Consider the following 23,872-nt stretch of genomic DNA (forward strand, 5'->3'; position numbering starts at 1 on the left):
ATATATGCTACTCTCACTGCTTTTGTTTCTCACCCTCGGATGTTCCGAAAAAAAAACGCCCCCCTATCTGAAAGCCCCGGGATTCAGCATCTTCTGGAGCGATAACGCTAAAAGCGAGAAATGGGGAAATTATCTATATAGGCATCTTTCGAAAAGAAGCAAGGAGAAAAATATAGTTCTCTTGCAGAAAAAAAAGGCTGGTTTTATAAATATACATATCGAAGTAAACAGCAAACTGGAATATGATTATTATATCGGCTGCGAACAGGAACACTTTGACCTGAAAGCCAAAAATGGAGAGGCTATGTTATGGCTTATTTACCAACTGCTTGATGTTATTCCTCGATACAACGAATATTTTACCGCCGAAGACTTGCCTCCGGCTATCCTCGATTTCCACGACCGGCAGGCAAATTTCGATTTCGAATACCGGGAACCTCATTTCAGGGGCAATACCGAAAACGAAGAATATACAGCTATTATAGGGGCGCACAATGTAGACAATAGTTGGGGCATATGGGGGCATAACCTGAAAAAAGTGTTTGCCAGAAATGCATCCGGTGCTATATATGCCCGTAAGAATGGACGGATAATGGGAGAGCAATATTGCTTTTCGAGTGATGAAACCTACAACCATATCGAAGCATATATATCCGATAATTACGGTGATTCGGAAAAATACAGGCAACGCTTTATGATTATGCCAAACGACAACCTCATTGTATGCGATTGCAACAAGTGCAAACAAAACGGAAATAGCCCAACGAATGCCACTCCTGCGGTATCGTTGCTTATCGGACGCCTTGCCTCACGGTTTCCCCACCATATGTTTTTCACTACGGCTTACCTGACTACGGCGCAGCCTCCCAAAGTAAAGCTTCCCTCCAATATGGGGGTTATGATAAGCACAATAGATATTCCGAAGGGAGTTCATTTGAACCAGCAAAAAGAGGTAAAAGCTTTTTTAAGCACCCTAAATGCATGGAAAGAATACACCAATAATATTTATATCTGGGACTATGCCGCCAATTTCGACGATTATCTTACGCCCATACCTGTTTTGCATGGCTTGAAGAAACAGCTTCAGTTCTATAAGGCAAATGGAGTGACCGGGGTTTTTCTCAATGCCAATGGGTATGATTATGCGCCGTTCGATGATGTGAAGACATATGTCGCTGCCAACCTGATGATAGATGCAGACTTATCGGTAGATAGTTTGTGTACTAAGTTTTTCGATAAATACTATCCTTCATCGGGAAAAGCGTTATGCAATTATTACCTCTCGCTGGAAGAGAAAATGGAGACGCTAAACAAGCCTTATAATATATATGGCGGTTTTGAAGAGGCTATAGCCTCTTATCTCGATATACCCGGTTTTATATCATTCTACGACACGTTTGCTCCTTTGATAAGCAACGCAAAAGGCGAAGAAAAGCAAAAGCTGCAAAAGCTTTATACTGCCCTTACTTTTACCCGCCTGCAAATAGCTTACCACCAGCGATCCGGGGGGGATGGGTTTACGGCAATGCAAGATGGGTATTTGGCTATCAATCCCGAAATAAAAACATATATAAACCGCTTGGCAGAGTATAAAAGATTTGAAGATTTAACCTCTTACAAAGAAGTTGGAGGAGAAATAGATTCATATATAAAAAGCTGGGAAAGAGTACTTAAAATTGTCCCCAAAGGAAACAAATTGCAAGGAGAGCAATTAGAAGCCTTATCGAAGCTGGACAGGGAGTACAGCCGGATTGATATGCTGAACGACGGCGTTGTCGGGTTCGAAGGCGATTACCATCAAGGATGGCTGCTCAACAGCGCCGGCGAGCTCCATATCGGCTTCAGTACCCGTAATATAAAGAATGCCAAAAAGATGACAATCCGTTTTTTGCTGGATAGGAAGCACCATATATTGCCTCCCGGCAAGGTAGTCATATACAAAGATGGAATGATTTATAAAGAAATAACAGAGATGAAAAATATCGACAGCGACAGCCCGGGTATAAAAGGCTTTGTTACAGGTGTCGACCTAAGGGATGCAACTACAATCGCTGTGAAAATGATTCGCAACAAGGATGCTAGAAGTATTGCCTGCGATGAGATTTTTTTCAACTAAAATAAAACAGTATGAACTTAAATATTACAAAAGCAATAGCCCTTATCTCAGCCCTTTCGGTGTTGTCTTCCTGCAATCTGAAAGATAAGAAAACGACAATAGAAATTATCGACCCGGAGCGGTGTTATTATCCTATCCTGCGCGGACAGGAACTCGATGTAGTCTATCATCTGCAAAATACAGGGGAGCATCCCCTCTTTATAACCGATATACATGTTTCGTGCGGTTGTATGTTGGTCGACGAGTCTTCCTTTAAAGTATTGCCGGCCGGAGGAAAGGGCTTTATAAAGATAAAGTACGACAGCAGCAAAAATATTGGTTATGTAAAGCACTATGTGACCATCTATGCAAACCTGGAGGCGGAAGAAAAGAAAGAACTTACTTTCGACCTGAATGTTGTGCCTAATGCCTTATATACCAGAGACTACGAAGAGCTGTATGAGGAACGCAAAGAAAAAGGACTGAATGAAAAGGATTTGGTTGATGGCGAAGAGTTTAATCTGGGGTATTATACCAATGAACCATAGACGAAGAGGGAGTAAAAAGTAGCTATAAAAAGATTTGCTGTAAAATTTAAACAAACTCTTATTTCCCAACAGTTACTAAAAATTATTACATTTGCTTTCTCGAAAGCCAGATTAATAATTTACTCATTATGATACTAATCCATAAAGCGACCATTATCAACGAAGGCATATCCTTCACCGGTTCGGTACTGATAGAAAAAGACCTGATATCGGAAGTCTACCACAACGAAGAAGTCCCTGAACATATACTAAACAAGGCAAAGATAGTTGACGCTAACGGACTATGGCTCCTGCCGGGCGTTATCGACGATCAGGTGCACTTCCGCGAACCGGGACTGACCCACAAAGGCGATATTGCCAGCGAGAGCCGCGCCGCCATTGCCGGGGGAGTAACTTCCTTTATGGAGATGCCGAATACCAACCCGCAAACTACGACCATCGACCTGCTCGACCAGAAGTTTGAACTGGGAGCAGAGAAGTCGTTTGCCAACTATTCGTTCTATCTGGGTGCTACCAACGACAACATTGCCGAACTAAAAAAGGCCGACCCGAAGTTGATACCCGGCATAAAAGTCTTTATGGGTTCATCGACTGGTAATATGCTTGTCGACGATAAGAAAGTACTGCAAGCCATATTTGCCGAAGTGGATATGCTGATTGCCGTACATTGCGAAAAGGAAGAGATAATACGGGCAAATGTTGCACGCTACCGTGCCGAATTTGGCGACGATGTGCCTATCCAGTATCATCCGCTGATCCGAAGCACCGAAGCCTGCTACCGCTCGTCGGCCGAAGCGGTGGAGCTGGCTGACAAATACCAGACACGCCTGCACATACTTCACCTTTCCACCGAAAAGGAAATTAGCTTGTTCGACATAAAACCGCTCTGTGAGAAGAAAATAACAGGAGAGGTATGCGTCCATCACCTGTGGTTCTCCGATGAAGATTATTCGCGTTATGGCGCGCGCATCAAATGGAATCCGGCAGTAAAGACAAGGCAAGACCGAGGAGCATTGATGCAAGGATTGCTCAAAGGCAAACTGGATGTGATAGCCACCGACCATGCACCGCACTTGCTTGAAGAAAAACAGGGAGGAGCTTTGAAAGCTGCTTCGGGAGGTCCTTTGGTACAGCATTCGTTGCAAATGATGCTCGAATTGGCGCATAAGGGTAAGATCACCAAAGAACAGGTAGTAAATAAGATGTGCCATGCCCCTGCCAAGATGTTCAATATACACAAGCGCGGATTTATACGCAAGGGCTATTTTGCCGACCTCGTGTTGGTGAATCCGGGCAAACCTTATACTATTTCGCAGGATAACATTCTTTACAAATGCAAATGGTCGCCACTAGAGGGCGAAACCATGTCGGCTACCATAGAGAAGACTTTCCTGAACGGAAAGATTGCTTTCGAGAATGGTATAGTAAACGATGTGAGGGGCGAGGCTCTGCAATTCGACAGGTAGGGGCGTCCTTACCAGTCCTTATATGGCTTCTTGCTGAGTGCAGAATTATAATAGCGCAGGTCGCCCGTAACTTCCTCGCCAAGCCAACCGGGACAGTCGAAAGATTCATCTTCCGAGGCGAGTTCTATTTCGGCTACGGTCAAGCCTTCGTTGTCGCCGCGAAACTCGTCTACTTCGTATGTATGTTTGCCGGATTTTATCAGGTAGCGCACTTTGTCTATCACTCCCGGCTCGCACAGCATCATCAGTTCGCGGGCTTCGTCTATAGCGATCTCTTTCTCCCATTCGTAACGCGAAACACCCGATGAGTTGCTAATTCCTTTGATGGTAATGAAGGCCTTATCCCCTTTGATGCGGATACGCACAGTACGCTCCGAAACTGATGACAGGTATCCCTGCACAATCTGCTCATGTGCATAGGCATACTGCTTGAAATCTCCTTTTACAAGGAATTTGCGTTCTATCTCTTGTGGCATAATAGTTACAGAGTTACTTCGTCCTTCGGGCAGTTACAAGTTACAAGCGGAACAATTTTTCTTATCCTCCTTTTTCGGGGCTATTGTATAATCTGCTTAACAGCACCCAGCTCAGGATAGAAGGTCACCTTTATAGGACGCTTATTATTGTCGAACATCTGTTTGGCCAATACATCCTGCACACCGTATTGTACTACATCGCATTCTGTATTTACATAGTCCTTGCTGTTGTAGGTAATAGTAAGTACAGCTTTGTTTGGCACATTGTAGATAATGCCCGAAGAGAATTTCTTCTCCATTTCCTTGGCCTCCTTTTCGGTCAATACCTGTTCGGTACGAGGTTCTTTGTTTTTCAGCGACAGGTAAACAGGTGCTCCCGACAAATCGTCGGCACTTACGATCCCAAGCTTAGCCGAAAAGCGGAACAGTACCTTGTCTTTAATGTCTTTCTCGTTTGGTACAACAGTAAACCGTTCAGACCCCGATTCCGAGCTTTCTGTGCCGATAAACATTGCTGTAAGTGCTTTTTCCTGCTCATCCAGTTGCGACATTACCAACTTATAAGCCTGTCCGTCGGGCGGCATATTATCGGCATCGCCTGTCAGTATATTGTTGCGGCTCTCGCGAAGGCGGTAAATCTGCTTGGCTATCAGTTCGGCTTGCTTGGCTGTCGAACCTGCCCGTAATATTTCTTCCGACAAATAGCTACGCGGGTCGACAGTCTTTACAGCCTCGGCCGGGGTCAGTTCTGCCATTTCCACTTTCGGAAAAGCATAATCCTCATTTATGGCGCACAGCAACCCGTCATTTGTCAATGTTACAAATGGCGACAGGGAATTAGCCTTGAACTCCACCAGATAAGATTTATCTTTATCTATTATCCCCTGAGTTGTTGCATCTATGCCGGTGAGCGTATATATAACCGCATCTTCTGTAATAGGGTTCGATATGCTCAGGTAACGCTCGGCATACTGGTAAAACTCGCCTACTTTGCGGGTAGTTTTAGTATAATGGGCATTTACCTCAATCATCGTTTTGGGCAACGAATAGGCAACGCCATAGTTGTTGCTTTTCACGGCACTCATCTTCACTGTAGTTTGAGCCGTAGCAACATTCAATCCTATTAGTCTGTTTAAATTTTATAGCAAATCTTTTTTATAGCTGTTTTTAGATGGATTTTATGTGTTTTGCTCGCTGGTTTAGCGGGCTAAACCGAGAGTAAAATGTGTAAAATACGCTAAAAAGAGCATAAAAAAGTTGCTAAGAACTATACTAACTAAAGAACCTATAAGAAATATCTTCGCTAAAATTTAAAAAGGCTCTTAGAACATTATTGATGCAAATCTAAGTATTTTTTGCGAAAACCTTGTTAAGGCTCTCCCATTCTCTTACAACAAGTCGGGATAAATATCGTTTAAATGTTAAACATCTTTATTATTTACCGCGCTTATTTTGAACTTTAGTGGTTTGGGCGGCGTTATTGAATAGTAAATACATAATTTTGCAACAGTTAAAATATAAAAACTGAAATATGAGACCTGCACTATTTTTATGCTATCCCAAATGCAGCACTTGCCGCAAAGCAGCCAAATGGCTCGAAGAGAATAACATAGAGGTTGCCTCCCGCAATATAGCGACCGACAATCCGGATGAAAAAGAATTGTCTGTATGGATAGAAAAAAGCGGCCTTCCCATAGCCAGGTTCTTCAATACATCGGGTAACATTTACAAGGAAAACAACCTGAAAGAAAAGGTAAAGACTGCCTCAGAAGAAGAACTGCTGGGTATTCTGGCTTCGAACGGCATGGTGGTCAAACGGCCGGTCTTGGTAACAGACGACCTCGTCCTGGTAGGATTCAACGAAGAGCAATGGAGTGAAAAACTGAAATAACAAATAGAATAAATGGAACAGGCAGAAGACGTAAAAGCCACCCCTCAGCAACCTGCAAAGAAGAGCCTGCCACGGCGGATACTGAAAACACTGTTGTATGTGTTTATCGGATTCATCGGGTTGAATGCACTTTTATACACCCTGTTTTCCATACCTTATGTACAACAAAAAGCGGCCGGCTTTGCAGTCGAGGAACTAAAAAAGACACTCAATACAGAGGTTTCTATTGAGGAAGTCCGGCTGAGCCTGTTCAATAAAGTATCGCTGAAAGGCGTCTATATAGAAGATCAGGCTGCTGATACCTTACTATATGCCAACAACCTGTCGGCAACTCTCAGCCCGTGGAAATTTATAAAGAACAGCACGCTGGCTATTACCAGTGTGACAGCAGAAGATTTCGTAATCAATGTAAACCGTAAAGACAGTATCAGCGACTTCAATTTCCAGTTTATAGTCGATGCCTTTTCGGGTACGGATACCATCCCGGCAGATACAACCAAAAGTTCGCTGGTAATAGTTATAGAAGATATCAGCCTGAAAAGAGGCCGGCTCAGGTACGATGTGCTATCCGATACGGTTACACCCGGCATTTTCAATGCTTCGCATATTGCAATCAACGATTTGAATGCTAATCTCGACCTAAACTCGATTGATCCGGATAAATTCGATATAGCCCTCAACGAGCTTTCGGCAAAAGAAACATCGGGAGTAGAAATCAAATCACTTAAAGGACATTTTTTCTCCGACAAATCGCAGTTGTGGATAGATGGGCTGGCACTATACCTGCCCGGTTCGCATCTGATAACACAAAGAGCCAGATACAACCTTTCTACCGACGAATTTGAAGTTAATACAGAAGATACCGAAATAGAGCCTATAGACTTGGCAGCTTTTCTTCCGAACTTAAAATTCCTGAAAAATAAGATCTCATTAAATACTGCATTGAACGGAACACTTCCTTCGGTAAATATCGAACACATCAACCTGACTTATGGCAACGACCTTTATCTCGAAGGAAATGCAGGGTTGGCAAGCTACGAACGGTATGGGGAGTCGGATATCAATCTTTTTATCGACCGCTTCAAGGCCTCGCCTGCCGCTGTCACATCATTGGCACGGCTGGGAGATTCTACTTTCGTAGCCCCCGATATACTAAACCAGATGGGTGATATCTTCCTGAAAGGGCAGGTAACCGGACAGTTGAAAAAATTCAGGCTCGATGCCGAAGCATGGTGCCGTCAGGGTGCTATCACAATGGTAGCGTCGGGAAGGGTGGATACAACTTTCTCCAATTTCGATGTATTAGCAGGGCTAAATACTAAGAACTTCAATCTGGGCAACCTGCTTGGCGGCACTACAGGCTTGGGCACATTATCGGCTAATGTAGACATCACGGCACTGCAACATGAAGCCAGTGGATTGACGGCAGAAGCAAAAGGCAACCTCATCGCTTTGGGGTATGAACAGAATGTATATAACAATATCCCATTCGAAGGATACTATAACCCTCACGATATGGGAATCAGTGCCAATGCCGACCTTCCTGTCGGCAAAGTGGTGGCAGAAGCCAGTATGACACAGGATAATACGCCCGATATTAATGTATATCTGAATGCAGACAATTTGCATATCGACCATTTCTACAAAAATGATTATTGGGTAAATCCACGGTTGTCGCTTGTGCTCGATGGGAAAATAAAAGGAATTGATATAGATAATATAGCCGGAATTGTTACTATAGATAGTCTTGATTTCCATGATGCCAATTATCACTTCCAACCGGGGAAATTCACGTTGGAATCGGGCAAAAAAGAAAGCAATGAGAAATATATCAGCCTGACTTCTTCGTTGCTTACTGCAAATATTTCGGGGCAGTATGCCTTCGCTACCCTCCCCGACGAGATTTCCGACCTTATGCACAGTTACCTGCCTGCCGTTTTCCCCGAAACCAAGAAGCTGAAAACAAAGAATAATTATTATAAGAATAATTTCGCATTCAACATCTCGGCTAATAATACCGAAGAACTGGGGAAAATACTGGAACTTCCGGTCGATGTTATCCTGCCTGCCCGGATAAACGGGAATATCAATACCATCGGCAGGGAGATAAAACTAAGGGGAGATATCCCATACCTACGCTATGGAGCATACGACATAAAGAATACGCATATAGGGATAGAAAATACAGACAGTATATTTAACGGAGTCGCCAACAGTAATATATTGATGGACGAAGGCATTTACAAACTCGGATTGCTGTTCAACGGCAAAGAAGATTTGGCTCACAGCCTTATTTCCCTCAGCAGTGAAAATACGGATATCAACATAGCAGGAGGCGTGGAATCTACGGCTTCTTTCAGCCGCAATGCCAGCAACGAACTGGTCTCGAAACTGGATATAAAATCGTCGAACATATATGTTGGCAATCTGGCTATCAACATACTTCCTGCCGAAATATCGAATGTAGGCGACCGTACCGAGATTCAGAATTTCGGGTTAGGGGTCAACAACAGGAAATACTTCGGGGTAGAAGGTGTAATCTCGAAACAGAAAACCGACAGCCTCAAAGCTTACTTCAACCATGCCGAAATTGGCGATTTGCTCGAAGCTTTCGATATAAAAAACATACGAGGATGTATCCACGGAGATGTCATGCTGACCAACCTGCTCGATATGCCCGAACTATATACCGAAGGCTTTCAGGTTGCCGATATCATTATATTCGGCGATACACTGGGGACTATGAACCTGGAAAGCCAATGGAGCGACTATTTTGGTGGTGCACGCGTAAACGCATTGTTGAAAAAAGGAGACGAAGAAAAAGCCGAACTGGATGGAACGGTATATACCAGCCCCGACTCCCTCGACCTGCAACTCCGTCTCGATGAGATGCAAGTAGGCTGGATACAACCCTTTGTTGCCGACATGGCGAATAAAGTTTCCGGAAGCATCAGTACAAACCTCATAATAGAAGGAAGCACCAAAGCTCCGCTATTGAGAGGGTTTGTAGGGTTCAATGATACGCAGATAGGGATAGACTATACAAATGTGGTTTATACCATATCTGACACCATACAGATAACTCCCGGCAATGTAGGGCTCAACAACCTGACGCTGAAAGACAGTCATGGAAACAGCGCAAGCGTAAACGCCTCGCTGACCCATAAAAATTTCGGGGATATGAAGTATAAACTCGATATGCAGATGACCAATCTTATGGTACTCAATACGATGCACCGCACCGACAGCCTTTTCTACGGGCGTGTATTTGCTTCGGGAACCGTGAAGATAGAAGGCGACGACGATGGTGTGAATATGAATATGCAGATAAGGAATGATAAAAATTCTGTGTTGAATATATTATTGCCCCAAAGTTCCGAGGCTACCGACTATCGCAGTGTGGTTTATATAAATGTGCCCGAAGATAAGCTGGAAAAAGAAAAAGACAATACCACCCCTTCTACTTCGTTCTCGATGAATATGAAAATACGCCTCGATGTCACCAAAGACCTTACTCTGGGCGTGGTAATAGACCCGCTTACGGGCGATGCAATGCAAGCCAACGGAAACGGGACTATCAATTTCGGCTACGATATGGATACCGAAAATATGTCTACCTTCGGCGACTATACGCTTACAGGCGGAAATGTCAGCCTTAACCTGCAAGGAGTGAAAAGGATAGGATTCCAGATACAAAACGGGAGCAAACTCAATTTCATAGGCGACCCTATGCGCACCCGGTTCGACATCACAGCTTACCACAGGGTGAGGGCTACCCTTACCACGCTCGACAATAGTTTTGCATTCGACGAGTTGTCTTCGCCGCGTGTAAATGTCGATTGTGTATTGGGTATAAAAGGCAATATGAATAAGATGGACCTTACCTACGATATCAATGTGCCTGAGGCCGAAGAAGATGTGCAGAGTAAAATCAGGAGCCTGATTGCTACCAGCGAACAAAAGATCAAGCAATTTGCATACCTTATAGCAACAGGTTCGTTTTATCCCGAAACAGGAGGTAATACAAATCTGGGACAAGGATTGTGGACCAGTGTAGCCTCTTCTACCCTGTCGAAAGGATTAAGCTCTATCGTGGGCAATATTCTGGGCGATAGCTGGGAAGTGGGAACGAATATAGAATCTAATGACGGCACTCTGGAAAGTATGGATATGAGTGTGAATGTATCGCGTGGGTTTATGGACGGTAAACTGAAGGTAAAAACCAACCTGGGCTACCGTACCGACCAGACCAATCAGGATAATATTATCAGCGACTTCGATGTAGAATACCAGCTTAATTCGTTATGGACATTGAGGGGATATAACCATACCAACGACAGGTATTACCGTACGGCTCCATATACGCAGGGTATCGGTATCGTTTACACCAAGGAAGCTGCAACATTGAAACGCCTGTTCAGCTCGTTCAAGCCAAGGAGGCGCAACAGGAATAATACAACGCAAAATCAAGATAGTGCCCCGCAGGATAAGTTTCCTGCCCAAGTTCCACCGGCACAGCAACCGGCAGGGGCTAATAATAAGGAGACGACCGAGGGGGGTAGATAAATATGGAAATTGCTTTTGAATCCCCTTTTTATTTTCAACTACGACAACCCTTTTATCAATACAAATATGAAACAACCATTAAGCTTGGCCGAATCGAAACCGCATTATGAAATATTGGACGGGCTGCGCGGAGTAGCTGCTATATTAGTCGTATTCTTCCATATCCTGGAAATCCATTCCGGCGGCGACCATGCAAAGCAGATTATCAATCACGGCTATCTGGCTGTCGACTTTTTCTTCCTCCTTTCCGGTTTTGTGATCGGCTACGCATACGACGACCGTTGGGACAAAATGACATTGAAAGATTTTTTCAAACGACGCCTGATACGTCTCCAGCCAATGATTATCATAGGCTCCCTGATTGGCGCGGCATTGTTTTATTTTCAGGATTCTCCTGGCTTATGGCCGGAAATACACGATGTGCCGGTGTGGAAGATGCTGCTGGTAATGCTGATAGGGTGTACATTGATACCTGTAAGTAAGGGGATGGATATAAGGGGATGGAGCGAGATGCACCCGTTGAACGGGCCTGCATGGTCTCTCTTCTTCGAATATATTGCCAATATAGTTTATGCCCTCGTATTGCGCCATCTGTCTAAAATAGTTCTGGCTGCCATAACACTAACAGCTGCCGGAGTGACAATACATTATGCTTTGACAAATCCTAACGGCGATATCATAGGAGGGTGGTCTATCGACGCTACCCAGATGAGAATAGGATTTACACGCCTGGCTTTTCCTTTCCTTGCAGGTTTATTGCTGGCACGGACGGCAAAACTGCGTTACACAAAACACGCATTCCTCGTCGCAAGCCTCTTGCTTGTGGTATTATTCTCTGTGCCGCGCCTCGGAGGCGCGGAGCACCCGTGGATGAATGGCTTGTATGAGTGTTTCTGCCTGATGGTTATGTTTCCGTTTATCGTCTGGCTGGGAGCCGGAGGCAAGGTGAAAGGCGAAAAGGCGTCTAAACTATGTAAATTTCTGGGCGATATATCTTACCCTATCTATATTACGCATTTCCCGATAGCATATGTATATATGGCATGGGCAACGAATAATAATTATACACTGGAAGAAGCATGGCCTTACGGCATACTGGCATTGGCAGCAGCTATCCTTGTGGCTTACATTTCTATGAGGTTTTACGACCTGCCTGTAAGAGAATGGCTGCGCAAACGGTATTTGACCAAAAAGTAAATTACTTGCTCATCTTACGCGATTTGTCGCCCAGATATCCGCCATGATGCCTTTTTGCATAATCGGCAGGGGTAAATTTGATCTTATTCATCGTGCCCACTACCAATATGTCGCCAATTACTGTCATCACAGTAGTCGATGTAGTAGGAGTAAGCCCCAGGCAGCATACTTCGGCAGGTTTTCCTGTGAGGATGCACACATCGGCTTCCTTGGCCAACTCACTTTCAGCATCGCTGGTGATGACTATGAACTTGATATGCGGAATCAATTGCTTAGCTAAATCTATGAGTTCTACTATTTCCCTAGTCTTTCCCGAATTGGATATAGCAAGTACGATATCATTTTCCTGCAAAATACCTAAGTCGCCATGCTGTGCTTCGCTGGGGTGAAGAAATACGGCAGGCGTGCCTGTAGAACTGAATGTGGTAGCTATATTTTGTGCTATTTGTCCGGCCTTGCCCATCCCGCTGGTAACGAGTTTACCTTTTTTCAGGTTTACCTGTTCTACAATAAGGTCGATGGCTTCGGAGTAAGCATCTGTAACAGGGATGCTGAGTATCGAGTTGGCTTCGTGCTCTAGTAATGAGCGGATTTCGTCTTTCTGCATAAGGTTCTTTCTGATTTTTGATGAACCAAAGATACAATATTTCTTGTTTATTAGAATATCCTGTATAAAACAAAAACAGGCTCTAAATATAAATAGCGATAAAAACATAATGCAGTTTTTTATATAACTTTGTTTTATGGCTTTTGCCAAAATATAAATGAAAAAAGATAATACCTCATACAGCCAGATATTAAAATCGACTGCCATATTCGGCGGTTCGCAAGTGGTTGTGATAATTGCCGGCATCATCCGCACCAAGATTGTCGCCCTGCTTCTGGGCACTGTCGGCGTGGGGCTTATCGGCATCTACCAGTCGGTAATAGACACCTTCCGTTCGGCATTCACTTTAGGGCTCGATACCGCAGGAGTCCGCGAAATAGCCGAAAAGCAGGAGCAAAACGATGAATCGGTTTCTTCCAAAGCAATAGCCCGATACAATAAATGGTTTACAGCCTGTGCCATATCAGGACTTATAGTTTCGTTGCTTGCAAGCTATCCGCTGAGTAAGTATATATTAGACGACGCATCGTATACGCCATATATAGCCGTGCTTTCGGCCTGTATTTTCCTTGCCATACTTACTACGGGGCGTTCTACTATATTGCAGGGTATGCGGCGCATTCCCGAAATGGCAAAGTCGGCTGTATGGGGCAGCCTGGGCGGGCTGGTGTTTACTGTACCTTTCTATTATTTCTTCGGCTTGGATGGAATCGTACCCGCCTTTATCGTATCCGCCCTTGTTTCTTTTCTGTGTGTGGAGTATTATTACCGGAGGCAGGGCGTGAAAAAAATCGCTCTCCCGCTGAGAGAGGCTTACCAACAGGGATTGGAACCGCTCAGGCTGGGGCTTTTTGTTGTTGCGGCCGCTTTTATGGGCACATTGTGTATGTTTATTGTCAGGGCATATATTACCCGGACTATAGATATGGGCACTGCCGGATTGTTTCAGTCGGCGTGGGCTATAACAAATGTTTATCTGGCTCTTATACTGCGCTCCATGGGATCCGATTTCTTCCCTCGGTTGTCTGCTATTGCCGGCGACAAGCCGGAGGTACGCAAGTTGGTGAACGAACAGACATATATAGTCCTGATTATTGCTGCACCTGTAATAATAGGGATGCTCCTGTTTTCGAAATGGATAATAACCATGTTATATTCGTCCGACTTTACTAATGCCACAACGTTGCTCAACTGGCAGGTAGCCGGAACGTTCTTCAAACTTTTGAGCTGGCCCGTAGCATTCATTATGCTGGCAAAGAACAAAGGGGTTCTGTTTTTTATAATGGAAGGATTGTTTTATCTGGTTTACCTGGTTGCGGGATATTTTTTGTCTGCTCACTACGGATTGGATGCGTGGGGTATTTCCTACCTGCTGGCTTATATTGTATATCTTATTGCCGTACTTATTGTAGGGCAAAGGCTCAGCAATTTCATTTGGAGCCGGGAGATTTCCGTAATGGCAACGATAAACACCCTGCTCATAGGCACTTGTTCCTATCTGATGCTTTCTGCGCAATCTCCATTCTGGATAGGTATAATTATATTTGCTCTCTCTTTGCTATATGCGTATGTCAAGCTAAGGAAAGTATTTGATATTAGCGACTTGAAAGCATGGTTTAGAAAGAAATAATATCAGGGTGCTTTTGGCTAATTAGCATTCCTGCTTTTCTCTATTCGTTTCACTTTAGGTATCACAAGTCCGTCTTCTATAAAGGTGTGGGCTTCCAGCTCTTCTTCCGACATATACAGTTCGGTCAGTATATTTACCATTAGCATCTGGTCGGTCGACCCCGGTACATATTTCATCAATATCTGTTTCAGGTCGTTCATCTTACCTTCTATATCGTTGTGCCGTTCTTCGAATATATTGATAGAATACTGCTCTTTTGCCGATTCGTTTATCAGGGCACGTACATAGGGGAATACCACCTCGTCTTCGTATTCCATATGTTCGAATACTTCGTTAGTATAATTATCGAAAAAATCGAGTACCATCTCTTTCAGTCTCTTTTCGCTGTCGGAAAACACCAGTTCCAGTTTGCGGCGTATATTAGGCAGCCTCCTGTCGAGGAAGTAGCTGTGCGAATTTTTCAGATATTGAAGAAATGGTTCGAGGGGTAGGGAGTCAAACACTTCCTGCACATTTATTATCGATTTGTTGGATTGGAAATTGGCGAGAAACAAAAAACAATCGGTATCGAAACCGCTTTCCTTGCAAACATTATCAACGGTTTTTTCTCCAAACCCAAGTGTTATACCTATACGGTTGAGCAACAATAGCAAACGGTAGTCGGCATCTATGAGATCCGACATCTTCATCGTTTTTTTGAATATTATGGTTATATTTTGCATGATGATGTTTTGTTATTCGTCCTGATACTTAATTTCCGAGATGTCTATCAGTTTGTTGATGATAGCATAAATGGTAAGCCCCGATATGCTGTGTACCTTTAGTTTGCGGGTGATGTTGCGCCGGTGTGTAATAGCCGTATGTATCGAAATGTTATGATGGTCGGCTATCTCCTTGTTGCTCATACCCTTTACCACACTTATCAGGATTTCTTTTTCCCTGTCGCTTAGCTCCTCCTGGTCTGTCTGGGTGGCAGCCTCTTTGTTGAGGCAAGCGAGAAGTGTTTCTTCTATTTTCGATTCGGAATCGTTTATGCGTATTACAGCATCGTACGATTTGTAAAACTGTTCGTCTATCAGATTGTAAACCAGTGCAATGATGGCAACATCTTTTTGTATGTTGAGCTGTTGCCTTATGTCGTGCCGTGCAGAATGTCCCAATAGCATGGGATTGATAAGAACAGCGTCGGGGTGAAGTATGTCGAGCTGGTAGGCAATATCTTCCATCTCTTTCAGTTCTATCACTTTGCCTACACTGTCTAATTGCGAGAGAGCATAAACCAATCCTTTACGGATGATATAAGATGTTTCTGCAACAGCAAGTACCTTTTTCGAATTTGGCATATATTATATAGAATCATTCTTTATAAGAACAAATGTCGTTATAAATCTTTTTATAAACAAATGATATGATCTATAATCTGTTTCTATTTGATTCTGCCGAAACAATATTTATACTAGCTTTGTTTAACAATTGGATAAATGAAGACGCGGAAACTTTATCTATAGGATTTAAAGATACCAATTCCGAGAGAGGAAAAAGTAACAGAAAAAAAGGCTGAAAAATGTGTTACATGTGTTACTTTTTAGGGAGATACAAGACACCAGTAGACGAGTAAACGAGTTGAGTGCTGATAGAACATGAACTCGTATCTCGTTTACTTGTATCTAAAGATATTGTTAACTGATTGACATAACTAAATTAATTTTTGAATTATATACATAATATATTTGATAAGAATCACTTATGCTAAACTTCAAACAAATAACACTTGCAGACAAGAAAGACTTTGATAGCTGTTTCTCTGGTAATACATATCGCGCCTGCGATTTTTGCTTTACAAACCTTTTTGCGTGGAACGCCAGATTTAAGACGGTTTTTGCCATCGAACACCGCACCCTGTTCTTAAGGTTTCAGGAGTCGCCCGGAAAGGTTTACTATATGATGCCTATAGGACATATGCCTCTCAAAGAAGCTTTCGACCTTATTGTTAAAGATGCCGAAGAAAATAACATCCCATTCCAGATGAAAGGTATTTCGCTTCGTATGTGGGAGGCTATAGAAAAGGAAATGCCCGGCCGTTTCAGGTATATACACGACAGGAACAACGACGAATACATCTACCTTTCGGAGAAACTGATTAAGCTGTCCGGAAAAAAACTGCAAAGTAAACGTAATCATATCAACCGCTTCAAAGCCGATAACCCCGACTGGCAATATTTTCCGCTGACCGAGAAGGAAGAACTGGACGAATGCGTAAGGATGCTAGACGAATGGGAAGAAAGCGTGGAATCGAGAGTCGACAAATCGCTTCGATACGATTATATAGCCACCCGCCTGATGCTTGAGCATTTCGATTATCTGGGTCTTAGGGGTGGGGCTATAAGGGTAAATGGTAAGATTGTAGCATTTACACTTGGCGAACCGCTTACTACCGATTCGTTTGTGGTGCATGTAGAAAAGGCTTTTGGTGATATGAATGGGGCTTATACCATCATCAACCAGCAATTTATAGAGCACGAGGCTTCCGAATTTACCTATATCAACAGGGAGGAAGATATGGGCGTGGAGAACCTTCGCAAAGCTAAGATGTCTTATTATCCCGATATATTACTGGAAGAGGGTATATTGTTACCTTTGTAAAGTGTAGGATATTTCACAGCACATGACAAGATCAGGAATAAGCACCAATAATACACTGACAATAAGCGGCTTGATGTTTTGAAAAGACCTCTCTTTTGTAATTCCCTCGTTTTTGCGTAACTTGCCGGCAATTTTCAACCACATACAATGAAACTATTTCTATTAGATGCTTACGCATTGATATACCGTTCGTACTATGCTTTTATCAAAAGCCCGAGGGTAAGTTCGAAAGGGCAAAACACCTCCGCCATCTTTGGCTTTGTCAATACATTGGAAGAGTTGCTCCGCAAAGAGAACCCTACGCATATTGCCGTAGCCTTCGACCCTCCCGGCGGGACATTCCGCCACGAGGCCTACGAACATTATAAAGCACAGCGGCAGGAAACTCCCGAAGATATACGGGCTGCCATACCTATTATAAAGGAGATTATAGATGCCTACAATATAAAGATGATCGAAGTGCCACGCTACGAAGCCGACGATGTAATAGGCACAATAGCAAAGAAAGCCGAAAAGGAGAACTTCGATGTATATATGATGACTCCCGACAAGGATTACGGGCAGTTGACCAGCGAACATATCTTTATGTACAAGCCCAAATTTGCAGGCAATGGCTTCGATGTATTAGACGCCAAAGCGGTAATGGAGAAGTACGAACTGTCGTCGCCCACTCAAATGATAGACCTTCTCGGGCTGATGGGCGATTCGTCCGACAACATACCGGGCTGTCCGGGTGTAGGGCCTAAGACGGCACAGAAGTTGCTGGCAGAATATGAAACAATAGAAAACCTTCTGGAAAATACCGGTAAAATAAAGGGGACACTAAAGCTGCGGCTCGAAGAAAACAAGGAGCAGATTATCTTCTCCAAATTCCTGGCTACGATAGAGACAAATGTCCCTATAGAATTTAACAAGGACGAATACAAGCGCAAGGAGATAAACGCAGAGAAGATACATACACTGTTCGAAGAACTGGAATTCAGGACACTTATCAACAGGGTGCTGAAAAAGGATGGTTCGCCGGCTAATCCGGTCAGGGTAACCACCACCCACGAAGCTATTCAAGGCGATCTCTTTGCAGAACTGCTACCTCCGGGCAACACAAATTCGCCCGAAGATTTTTCAGGATATTCCGGCCTGCAAACCTTAAAAGACATAGAACACAGCTACCTGCTAGTAGACAAGGAAGAGGAAATGGCAAACCTCGTTGCCGACCTGCTGAAACAAACTGCCTGTAGCTTCGATACCGAAACAACAGGATTAGACCCTACCGTAAGCGAACTGGTAGGTATGTCATTCGCCTACAAAGAAGGTGAAGCATACTATGTACCCGTGCCCGCCGACAAGGAAAAGGCACAGGAGGTAGTAGAACTTTTCCGCCCGTTCTTCGAGAACGAGAAGATAGAAAAGATAGGGCAGAACATTAAATACGACATTATCATACTGAAAAACTATGGTATAACCGTAAGAGGACAGCTTTTTGATACGATGATCGCCCACTACCTGCTAAACCCCGAACTGAGGCACAATATGGACTATATGGCAGAGACTTATCTCAAATACCAGACCATCCATATCGACGAACTTATAGGGGCAAAGGGTAAGAACCAACTGAATATGCGCCAGCTAAAACCGGAGCAGATAAAGGACTATGCCTGCGAAGATGCCGATATAGTATTGAAGCTGAAAGCCATTCTGGAAAAGGCTATAGAAAAGCAAGGGTTGCAGGAACTTCTGTACGAAATAGAATTGCCGCTGGTGTATGTCCTTGCAGATATGGAATATACAGGAGTACGGCTGGATATAGAAGCTTTGGGTGAATACTCGAAGAAACTGTCCGGGCAACTGCAAATCATAGAAGCCGATATCTTCAAAGATGCCGAAACCGAATTTAATATCAATTCGGCTAAACAGGTGGGCGAAATTCTCTTCGACAAGTTGAAGATTGTAGATAAACCAAAGAAGACCAAGACCGGGCAATATGTAACAAGCGAAGAAACGCTGGAAAGCCTGCGCGAAAACCACCCGATAGTGGGTAAGATATTGGAGTACCGCGGATTGAAGAAACTGCTTAGCACATATGTGGATGCCCTACCCCAATTGGTAAGCCCGAAAGACAACAAGGTGCATACATCGTATAACCAAACGGTAACTGCCACGGGACGCCTGAGTTCGAGCAATCCCAACCTGCAAAACATACCGATACGCGAAGATCAGGGGCGCGAGATACGCAAAGCCTTTATAGCCGACGAAGGGTGCACGTTTTTCTCTGCCGACTATTCGCAAATAGAGCTTCGCATTATGGCACACCTCAGCCAAGACCCGAATATGGTCGAGGCCTTCAATAGCGGAGAAGATATCCATGCCGCAACTGCTGCCAAGATATACAAAATACCAATCGGCGAAGTAACAGGCGATATGCGCCGCAAAGCCAAGACTGCCAACTTCGGCATCATCTACGGCATCTCTGTATTTGGATTAGCCGAAAGGCTTACCATCCCGCGCGGAGAAGCAAAAGAACTGATAGACGGCTACTTCGAAACTTATCCTAAGGTGAAGGAGTATATGGATAAGAGCATAGCACTTGCGCGCGAGCACAATTATGTGGAAACCGTATTCGGACGCAAACGCTATCTGCCGGATATCAATTCGCGCAACACTACCGTACGCGGCTATGCCGAACGCAATGCCATAAACGCACCGATACAGGGAAGTGCCGCCGACATTATAAAAGTAGCGATGAACAGGATATTCGACAGGTTTCAGCAAGAGAAGCTGAAATCGAAAATGATATTGCAGGTTCACGACGAATTGAACTTCAATGTAGCCGAGGGCGAACTGGATACCGTGAAGAAAATCGTGATAGAAGAAATGGAAAGTGCCTATAAGCTTGCCGTTCCGCTAAGAGCCGATTGCGGACAAGGGAACAACTGGCTTGAAGCGCATTAATAAGCAATTTATGAAAAGAATACTGACAACGGGATCCATATTTATACTGATTATAACATCGTCTTTTACATTTTCCGAGCCTGAAGATTATCCGCTTCGATGGTACACAATCTGCCAGATAGATACATTGAAGGAACACTCGCCAACCGGAGAATTTACAGACTCTATACAAGACGAAGACGGGAATATGGTGGAGGTGAGTCAGAGAAGAAGAAACAAACAAGACAATAAAGATTCGATAACAGATATTTGCCTGACCAAAGATTTGGATGGCTTATCATTAACAAATAAAGAAGTATAATTTTTTCCACAGTATATGACAAAAAAAATGATATTCTCTCGAAAGCCTGTAGGGGCGAATATTACAATAATTTTAATTTCTGTCATATACTATGAATTTTTTCATCAGAATGAATATTCTTAAGAGTTTATTTAACAACACATCAACAAATAACAAAACCCAATACTGGCTGTTTGTAGCCTTGTTGGTTGCCCTCTCTATTTTCGTGATGCTCTGCAACGGTATCACATCGAAATATTATGCAGGATATGACTTCTTTTTTCACCTCCATCGCTTGGAGATGGTAATACAAGCACTGCGCGAAGGAACATATCCTTTCTACTTCGACTATGAGCATGTAGAAGGATACGGCTACTTTGTCAATGGGTTTTACCCCGACTTTATACTTGTACCATTTGCCATAGTGGGCCTATTTACCGACGCATTTTTCGCATACGATTTTATGATATTCACCATGACCGTGCTATGCGGACTAATAATGTATCACACTGTAAGGGTTGTATATAACAATCGTTATGCCGCCGCAATAAGTTCCATCCTCTACACATTCTCCATGTACCGCCTTTACGATGTATATCATAGAAGCGCGCTGGCCGAGGCCCTTTCTTTTACCTTCCTGCCCCTTGTCTTTTTAGGGTTGTATTATATTATTCATGGCGATTACAAGAAATGGTATGTCTTAGCATTAAGCTATATATTGCTTATCTATACACATGCTATAAGCTCTGTGCTTACATTCATTACATTCCTTGTATTCATCGCAGTATATTACAAGTCGTTCAAAAACGAGCCGAAACGGATTTATTATCTCCTCTTGGCAGCAGGAGTAACTTTTATAGCTGTCTGTTATTACTGGCTTCCGATTTTGGAACAGGTGAGCCATGCCGGATATTATTTCAACAAGCGGCTTCCGGGTGGAGGAGCAGGCTACGGGAAAGTTGGATTCGATTATGTCCTTTGGGGACTGCTTAGCGGTGTGGCTTATTACAAGACTAAGCTCTGGACAGGTGTAGGCATTGTGCTGGTCAGTGTTATCTTCCTGCGTTTCTTTATCAAAGGACAAAAGAGTGACAAACTGAGGTTGACTGATTTAGGCGTTATTATCGGAATCTGCTATATCATTGCATCAGCAAGGATAATCCCCTGGGGAAGTTTCCCTCTCAACATTATCTCATTTATACAATATCCGTGGCGGCTGTATGAATTTTCGACATATTTCCTAGCCATTGCCGGAGGATATTACCTATCCCTACTTCTGGTAAAGAAGAAACAAAGGATGCTATGGCTCGTACTTATCGTCTTCATTACTATGGGAACCATTTATATTCATAGCCTCAACTTTAAGGAAATGTACCCCAAGAGAGATAAATGGGACAGGGTGAGAAACGAATTTCCATCGCTGTGCAACAACTATAACATTATCGGAGGCGAGTATCTTCCGGCAAAGATACCTTATCTGGAACATATAAGCCATACCGGAATAATTATTAATGCAAAAGACCCGTCAACTTCGATAAAAAGCTTAAAGAGATATGAAAATAAAACACGGGTAAAAGTTGTTGTAAATAAGCCGGATACCATAGCCCTGCCACTTTTCTATTACTATGGTTATCAAGCTACCCTCAACGGAAAGCCTGTTGAAGTTTCGGAAAGTGATATAGGGCTCGTCGCCGTGCCGGTAAACGAGTCGGGAGAAATCGAAGCATGGTATGCAACTACTGCCATACGAAAGTTAAGTTTCTATGTTTCTATATCTGTCATTATTTTGTTGATTATATTTGCAATATACTCTCAAAGGAAACAAAACCGGAAAGTTGATGAATATTATCCTGAATAAATTATTCGATAAAAAGGAAAACACCTTCTGGTTTTTTCTTGCAATGATTGTCCTGCTCACTGCGGCAATGATGATTTCTTATTACCCGCTTTGTCCCGGGCAGGATTTCTTTTTTCATTACCAACGTTTTCAGGCATTGATGGAGGGGCTTCAATCATCGCCTTTCCTCATATATCTCGATTATCAGGCATTCGATGGGTATGGCTATTTCACGAAAGCCTTCTATCCCGATGTTATCCTCATTCCTTTTGCTTTTATAGGCAATCTTACCAGTGCAGAATTCGGTTGGCAGTCGATGATATTTACCATGACTGTCTTATGCGGAATTTTCACTTACAAAGCATCATACAGGCTTTTAGAGAACCCATATGCCGCTATGGCGGGAGCATTGCTTTATACATTCTGTATCTACCGGCTGCTTGATATATATCACCGTGCAGCGTTGGGCGAAGCATTGTCGTTTACATTCGTTCCGCTCGTTATCTGGGGGTTGTATGAAATAATATATGGAAACCGTAAGAAATGGTATATTCTGGCTATTGGATTCAGCCTGATGATATTTACCCACGTCATTTCCTCGGTGCTGGTGTTTGTCACAGTTTTGGTTTTACTGGTATTCCATATCAGGCCTTTGCTAAGAGAACCTGACCGTATATACTGCTTGCTGATTGCCGGGGCTGTCACTCTCCTGCTTACAGCATATTATTTATTCCCGATGGCTGAACAGATGCTATCTAACACGTTCTATTACGAAGGAAAAAGTGTAATGGCAAAAGCCGAAGATAGTACTCTTGGCCTTCACTGGATTATCTGGGGTATGTTTAGCGGGATTATCCATCCTAAGCAAATCTTTGTTCCGGGCACAGGCCTATTGCTCACGTGTGTTATAGCTTTACGGATCTTCGTACGGGGTAAATCCGATAAGCTTAAACTGGCGGATACATTTACAATTATCGGGTTTATATATATATTAGCTACCTCTCCGGTAATCCCCTGGTCTGTTTTCCCGTTCAGGTTGCTCAACTTTATCCAGCTACCCTGGCGGTTGTATGAATTTTCGAGCCTATTTTTTGCTATTGCCGGAGCGTATTATCTGGCATTGCTACTGGAAAGCAACAAGCGGAGGATAGTAGCCTTGACAATGATTGTTGCCGCAATAGCCATAGTTATTGCAAACGACAGTAAATTATACAAAGACATACGATGCTATGCAGCCATAGATGAAGTGCCTGCTACAGTGAAAAATGATTATCATATGGGAGGCATGGAATATCTGCCGGAACGTGTACCTTCTGCCGAATATATTTTTTCCCGAAAAGATTCTATCGGCTATATACATCCTGATACCAAAGCCACTGCATTCCTCCGCGAAAAAGGAATCGGCACATTTAAGCTATCTTCCTCCAAACCCGAACAACTCGAACTTCCTCTAATCTATTATAAAGGCTACAAAGCCACCCTCGACGGACAGGATATACCTGTAGGCCAAAGTGAAAACGGATTGATAAATATTGAGCCTCAAAAACAAGGAGAAATACAGGTCTATTATGCAGGCACTATCGCACAACGGATAAGCCTTATCGTTTCCTTATTTGGCATTTTAGGATTGTGTATCTATATTTACATTTCCAAGCGGAGAACCTCTAATTTGACAAAGGAATAAAGA

At 43.3% G+C, this 23,872-nt stretch carries 17 protein-coding genes; 12 read left to right on the forward strand and 5 right to left on the reverse strand.

Going from position 1 to position 23,872, the window contains the following annotated elements; genetic code table 11:
- Positions 1-4: 4 nt before the first annotated feature.
- The 3 genes from D0T57_RS05090 to D0T57_RS05100 all read left to right on the forward strand — a co-directional run bounded on the left by D0T57_RS05090 (position 5) and on the right by D0T57_RS05100 (position 4,109).
- The gene (locus D0T57_RS05090) at positions 5-2,116 is read left to right on the forward strand and encodes a DUF4838 domain-containing protein (RefSeq protein WP_221412286.1); all 2,112 of its coding nucleotides are present in this window, start codon (positions 5-7) and stop codon (positions 2,114-2,116) included.
- An 11-nt stretch (positions 2,117-2,127) separates the two neighbouring features.
- Positions 2,128-2,643, forward strand: coding sequence for a DUF1573 domain-containing protein (locus D0T57_RS05095; protein WP_221412287.1), 516 nt, complete (start codon positions 2,128-2,130; stop codon positions 2,641-2,643).
- 128 nt (positions 2,644-2,771) lie between these two features.
- Positions 2,772-4,109: a dihydroorotase gene (locus D0T57_RS05100; RefSeq protein WP_163271546.1), complete on the forward strand. Its 1,338-nt coding sequence runs from the start codon at positions 2,772-2,774 to the stop codon at positions 4,107-4,109.
- 8 nt (positions 4,110-4,117) lie between these two features.
- On the opposite strand, the gene D0T57_RS05105 is transcribed toward D0T57_RS05100, so the two are convergent.
- Positions 4,118-4,585 carry a CYTH domain-containing protein gene (locus tag D0T57_RS05105; RefSeq protein ID WP_163271548.1) on the reverse strand — a complete coding sequence of 156 codons (468 nt, stop codon included), beginning with the start codon at positions 4,583-4,585 and terminating at the stop codon, positions 4,118-4,120.
- An 80-nt stretch (positions 4,586-4,665) separates the two neighbouring features.
- On the reverse strand, positions 4,666-5,703 hold the full coding sequence (locus D0T57_RS05110) for a DUF4831 family protein (RefSeq protein ID WP_255490503.1): 1,038 nt from the start codon (positions 5,701-5,703) through the stop codon (positions 4,666-4,668).
- Between the two features lie 413 nt (positions 5,704-6,116).
- Between D0T57_RS05110 and D0T57_RS05115 the strand changes: the two genes are divergently transcribed.
- The 3 genes from D0T57_RS05115 (at position 6,117) to D0T57_RS05125 (ending at position 12,239) form a co-directional block, all read left to right on the forward strand.
- Entirely contained in the window at positions 6,117-6,476 is a 360-nt protein-coding gene (locus tag D0T57_RS05115; RefSeq protein WP_163271550.1) for an arsenate reductase family protein, read from the forward strand.
- A gap of 12 nt (positions 6,477-6,488) precedes the next feature.
- A complete protein-coding gene (locus D0T57_RS05120) occupies positions 6,489-11,042 on the forward strand; it encodes a translocation/assembly module TamB domain-containing protein (protein WP_163271552.1) in 4,554 nt (1,517 codons plus the stop codon).
- 66 nt (positions 11,043-11,108) lie between these two features.
- Entirely contained in the window at positions 11,109-12,239 is a 1,131-nt protein-coding gene (locus D0T57_RS05125) for an acyltransferase (RefSeq protein ID WP_163271554.1), read from the forward strand.
- A gap of 1 nt (position 12,240) precedes the next feature.
- Here D0T57_RS05125 and D0T57_RS05130 read toward each other — a convergent pair whose 3' ends face one another.
- Complete coding sequence (locus D0T57_RS05130) at positions 12,241-12,846, reverse strand: SIS domain-containing protein (RefSeq protein WP_163271556.1); 606 nt, start codon at positions 12,844-12,846, stop codon at positions 12,241-12,243.
- 157 nt (positions 12,847-13,003) lie between these two features.
- Here D0T57_RS05130 and D0T57_RS05135 point away from each other — a divergent pair, with 157 nt between their 5' ends.
- Positions 13,004-14,476 (forward strand): O-antigen translocase, encoded by a 1,473-nt coding sequence (locus tag D0T57_RS05135; RefSeq protein ID WP_163271557.1) that lies wholly within the window; start codon positions 13,004-13,006, stop codon positions 14,474-14,476.
- 17 nt (positions 14,477-14,493) lie between these two features.
- On the opposite strand, the gene D0T57_RS05140 is transcribed toward D0T57_RS05135, so the two are convergent.
- Positions 14,494-15,198 (reverse strand): hemerythrin domain-containing protein, encoded by a 705-nt coding sequence (locus D0T57_RS05140; protein ID WP_163271559.1) that lies wholly within the window; start codon positions 15,196-15,198, stop codon positions 14,494-14,496.
- Between the two features lie 12 nt (positions 15,199-15,210).
- On the reverse strand, positions 15,211-15,819 hold the full coding sequence (locus D0T57_RS05145) for a helix-turn-helix transcriptional regulator (RefSeq protein ID WP_163271560.1): 609 nt from the start codon (positions 15,817-15,819) through the stop codon (positions 15,211-15,213).
- 403 nt (positions 15,820-16,222) lie between these two features.
- Here D0T57_RS05145 and D0T57_RS05150 point away from each other — a divergent pair, with 403 nt between their 5' ends.
- The 5 genes from D0T57_RS05150 (at position 16,223) to D0T57_RS05170 (ending at position 23,869) form a co-directional block, all read left to right on the forward strand.
- On the forward strand, positions 16,223-17,119 hold the full coding sequence (locus D0T57_RS05150; RefSeq protein WP_163271562.1) for a DUF2156 domain-containing protein: 897 nt from the start codon (positions 16,223-16,225) through the stop codon (positions 17,117-17,119).
- 147 nt (positions 17,120-17,266) lie between these two features.
- A complete protein-coding gene (gene polA, locus D0T57_RS05155) occupies positions 17,267-20,068 on the forward strand; it encodes a DNA polymerase I (protein WP_163271564.1) in 2,802 nt (933 codons plus the stop codon).
- A gap of 10 nt (positions 20,069-20,078) precedes the next feature.
- Complete coding sequence (locus D0T57_RS05160) at positions 20,079-20,369, forward strand: hypothetical protein (RefSeq protein ID WP_163271566.1); 291 nt, start codon at positions 20,079-20,081, stop codon at positions 20,367-20,369.
- A 109-nt stretch (positions 20,370-20,478) separates the two neighbouring features.
- Complete coding sequence (locus D0T57_RS05165; protein WP_221412288.1) at positions 20,479-22,206, forward strand: hypothetical protein; 1,728 nt, start codon at positions 20,479-20,481, stop codon at positions 22,204-22,206.
- Positions 22,187-23,869 carry a YfhO family protein gene (locus tag D0T57_RS05170; RefSeq protein WP_163271752.1) on the forward strand — a complete coding sequence of 561 codons (1,683 nt, stop codon included), beginning with the start codon at positions 22,187-22,189 and terminating at the stop codon, positions 23,867-23,869. Before D0T57_RS05165 ends, D0T57_RS05170 begins: the two co-directional genes overlap by 20 nt.
- Positions 23,870-23,872: the final 3 nt, after the last annotated feature.

This window comes from Dysgonomonas sp. 511 (assembly GCF_010501105.1).
GTDB lineage: Bacteria > Bacteroidota > Bacteroidia > Bacteroidales > Dysgonomonadaceae > Dysgonomonas.

Bases quoted from the DNA above. Each gene is read 5' to 3' on its own strand.
- D0T57_RS05090 (WP_221412286.1), top strand. From the start codon at position 5: ATGCTACTCTCACTGCTTTTGTTTCTCACCCTCGGATGTTCCGAAAAA.
- D0T57_RS05095 (WP_221412287.1), top strand. From the start codon at position 2,128: ATGAACTTAAATATTACAAAAGCAATAGCCCTTATCTCAGCCCTTTCG.
- D0T57_RS05100 (WP_163271546.1), top strand. From the start codon at position 2,772: ATGATACTAATCCATAAAGCGACCATTATCAACGAAGGCATATCCTTC.
- D0T57_RS05105 (WP_163271548.1), bottom strand. From the start codon at position 4,585: ATGCCACAAGAGATAGAACGCAAATTCCTTGTAAAAGGAGATTTCAAG.
- D0T57_RS05115 (WP_163271550.1), top strand. From the start codon at position 6,117: ATGAGACCTGCACTATTTTTATGCTATCCCAAATGCAGCACTTGCCGC.
- D0T57_RS05120 (WP_163271552.1), top strand. From the start codon at position 6,489: ATGGAACAGGCAGAAGACGTAAAAGCCACCCCTCAGCAACCTGCAAAG.
- D0T57_RS05125 (WP_163271554.1), top strand. From the start codon at position 11,109: ATGAAACAACCATTAAGCTTGGCCGAATCGAAACCGCATTATGAAATA.
- D0T57_RS05130 (WP_163271556.1), bottom strand. From the start codon at position 12,846: ATGCAGAAAGACGAAATCCGCTCATTACTAGAGCACGAAGCCAACTCG.
- D0T57_RS05135 (WP_163271557.1), top strand. From the start codon at position 13,004: ATGAAAAAAGATAATACCTCATACAGCCAGATATTAAAATCGACTGCC.
- D0T57_RS05140 (WP_163271559.1), bottom strand. From the start codon at position 15,198: ATGCAAAATATAACCATAATATTCAAAAAAACGATGAAGATGTCGGAT.
- D0T57_RS05145 (WP_163271560.1), bottom strand. From the start codon at position 15,819: ATGCCAAATTCGAAAAAGGTACTTGCTGTTGCAGAAACATCTTATATC.
- D0T57_RS05150 (WP_163271562.1), top strand. From the start codon at position 16,223: ATGCTAAACTTCAAACAAATAACACTTGCAGACAAGAAAGACTTTGAT.
- polA (WP_163271564.1), top strand. From the start codon at position 17,267: ATGAAACTATTTCTATTAGATGCTTACGCATTGATATACCGTTCGTAC.
- D0T57_RS05160 (WP_163271566.1), top strand. From the start codon at position 20,079: ATGAAAAGAATACTGACAACGGGATCCATATTTATACTGATTATAACA.
- D0T57_RS05165 (WP_221412288.1), top strand. From the start codon at position 20,479: ATGAATATTCTTAAGAGTTTATTTAACAACACATCAACAAATAACAAA.
- D0T57_RS05170 (WP_163271752.1), top strand. From the start codon at position 22,187: ATGAATATTATCCTGAATAAATTATTCGATAAAAAGGAAAACACCTTC.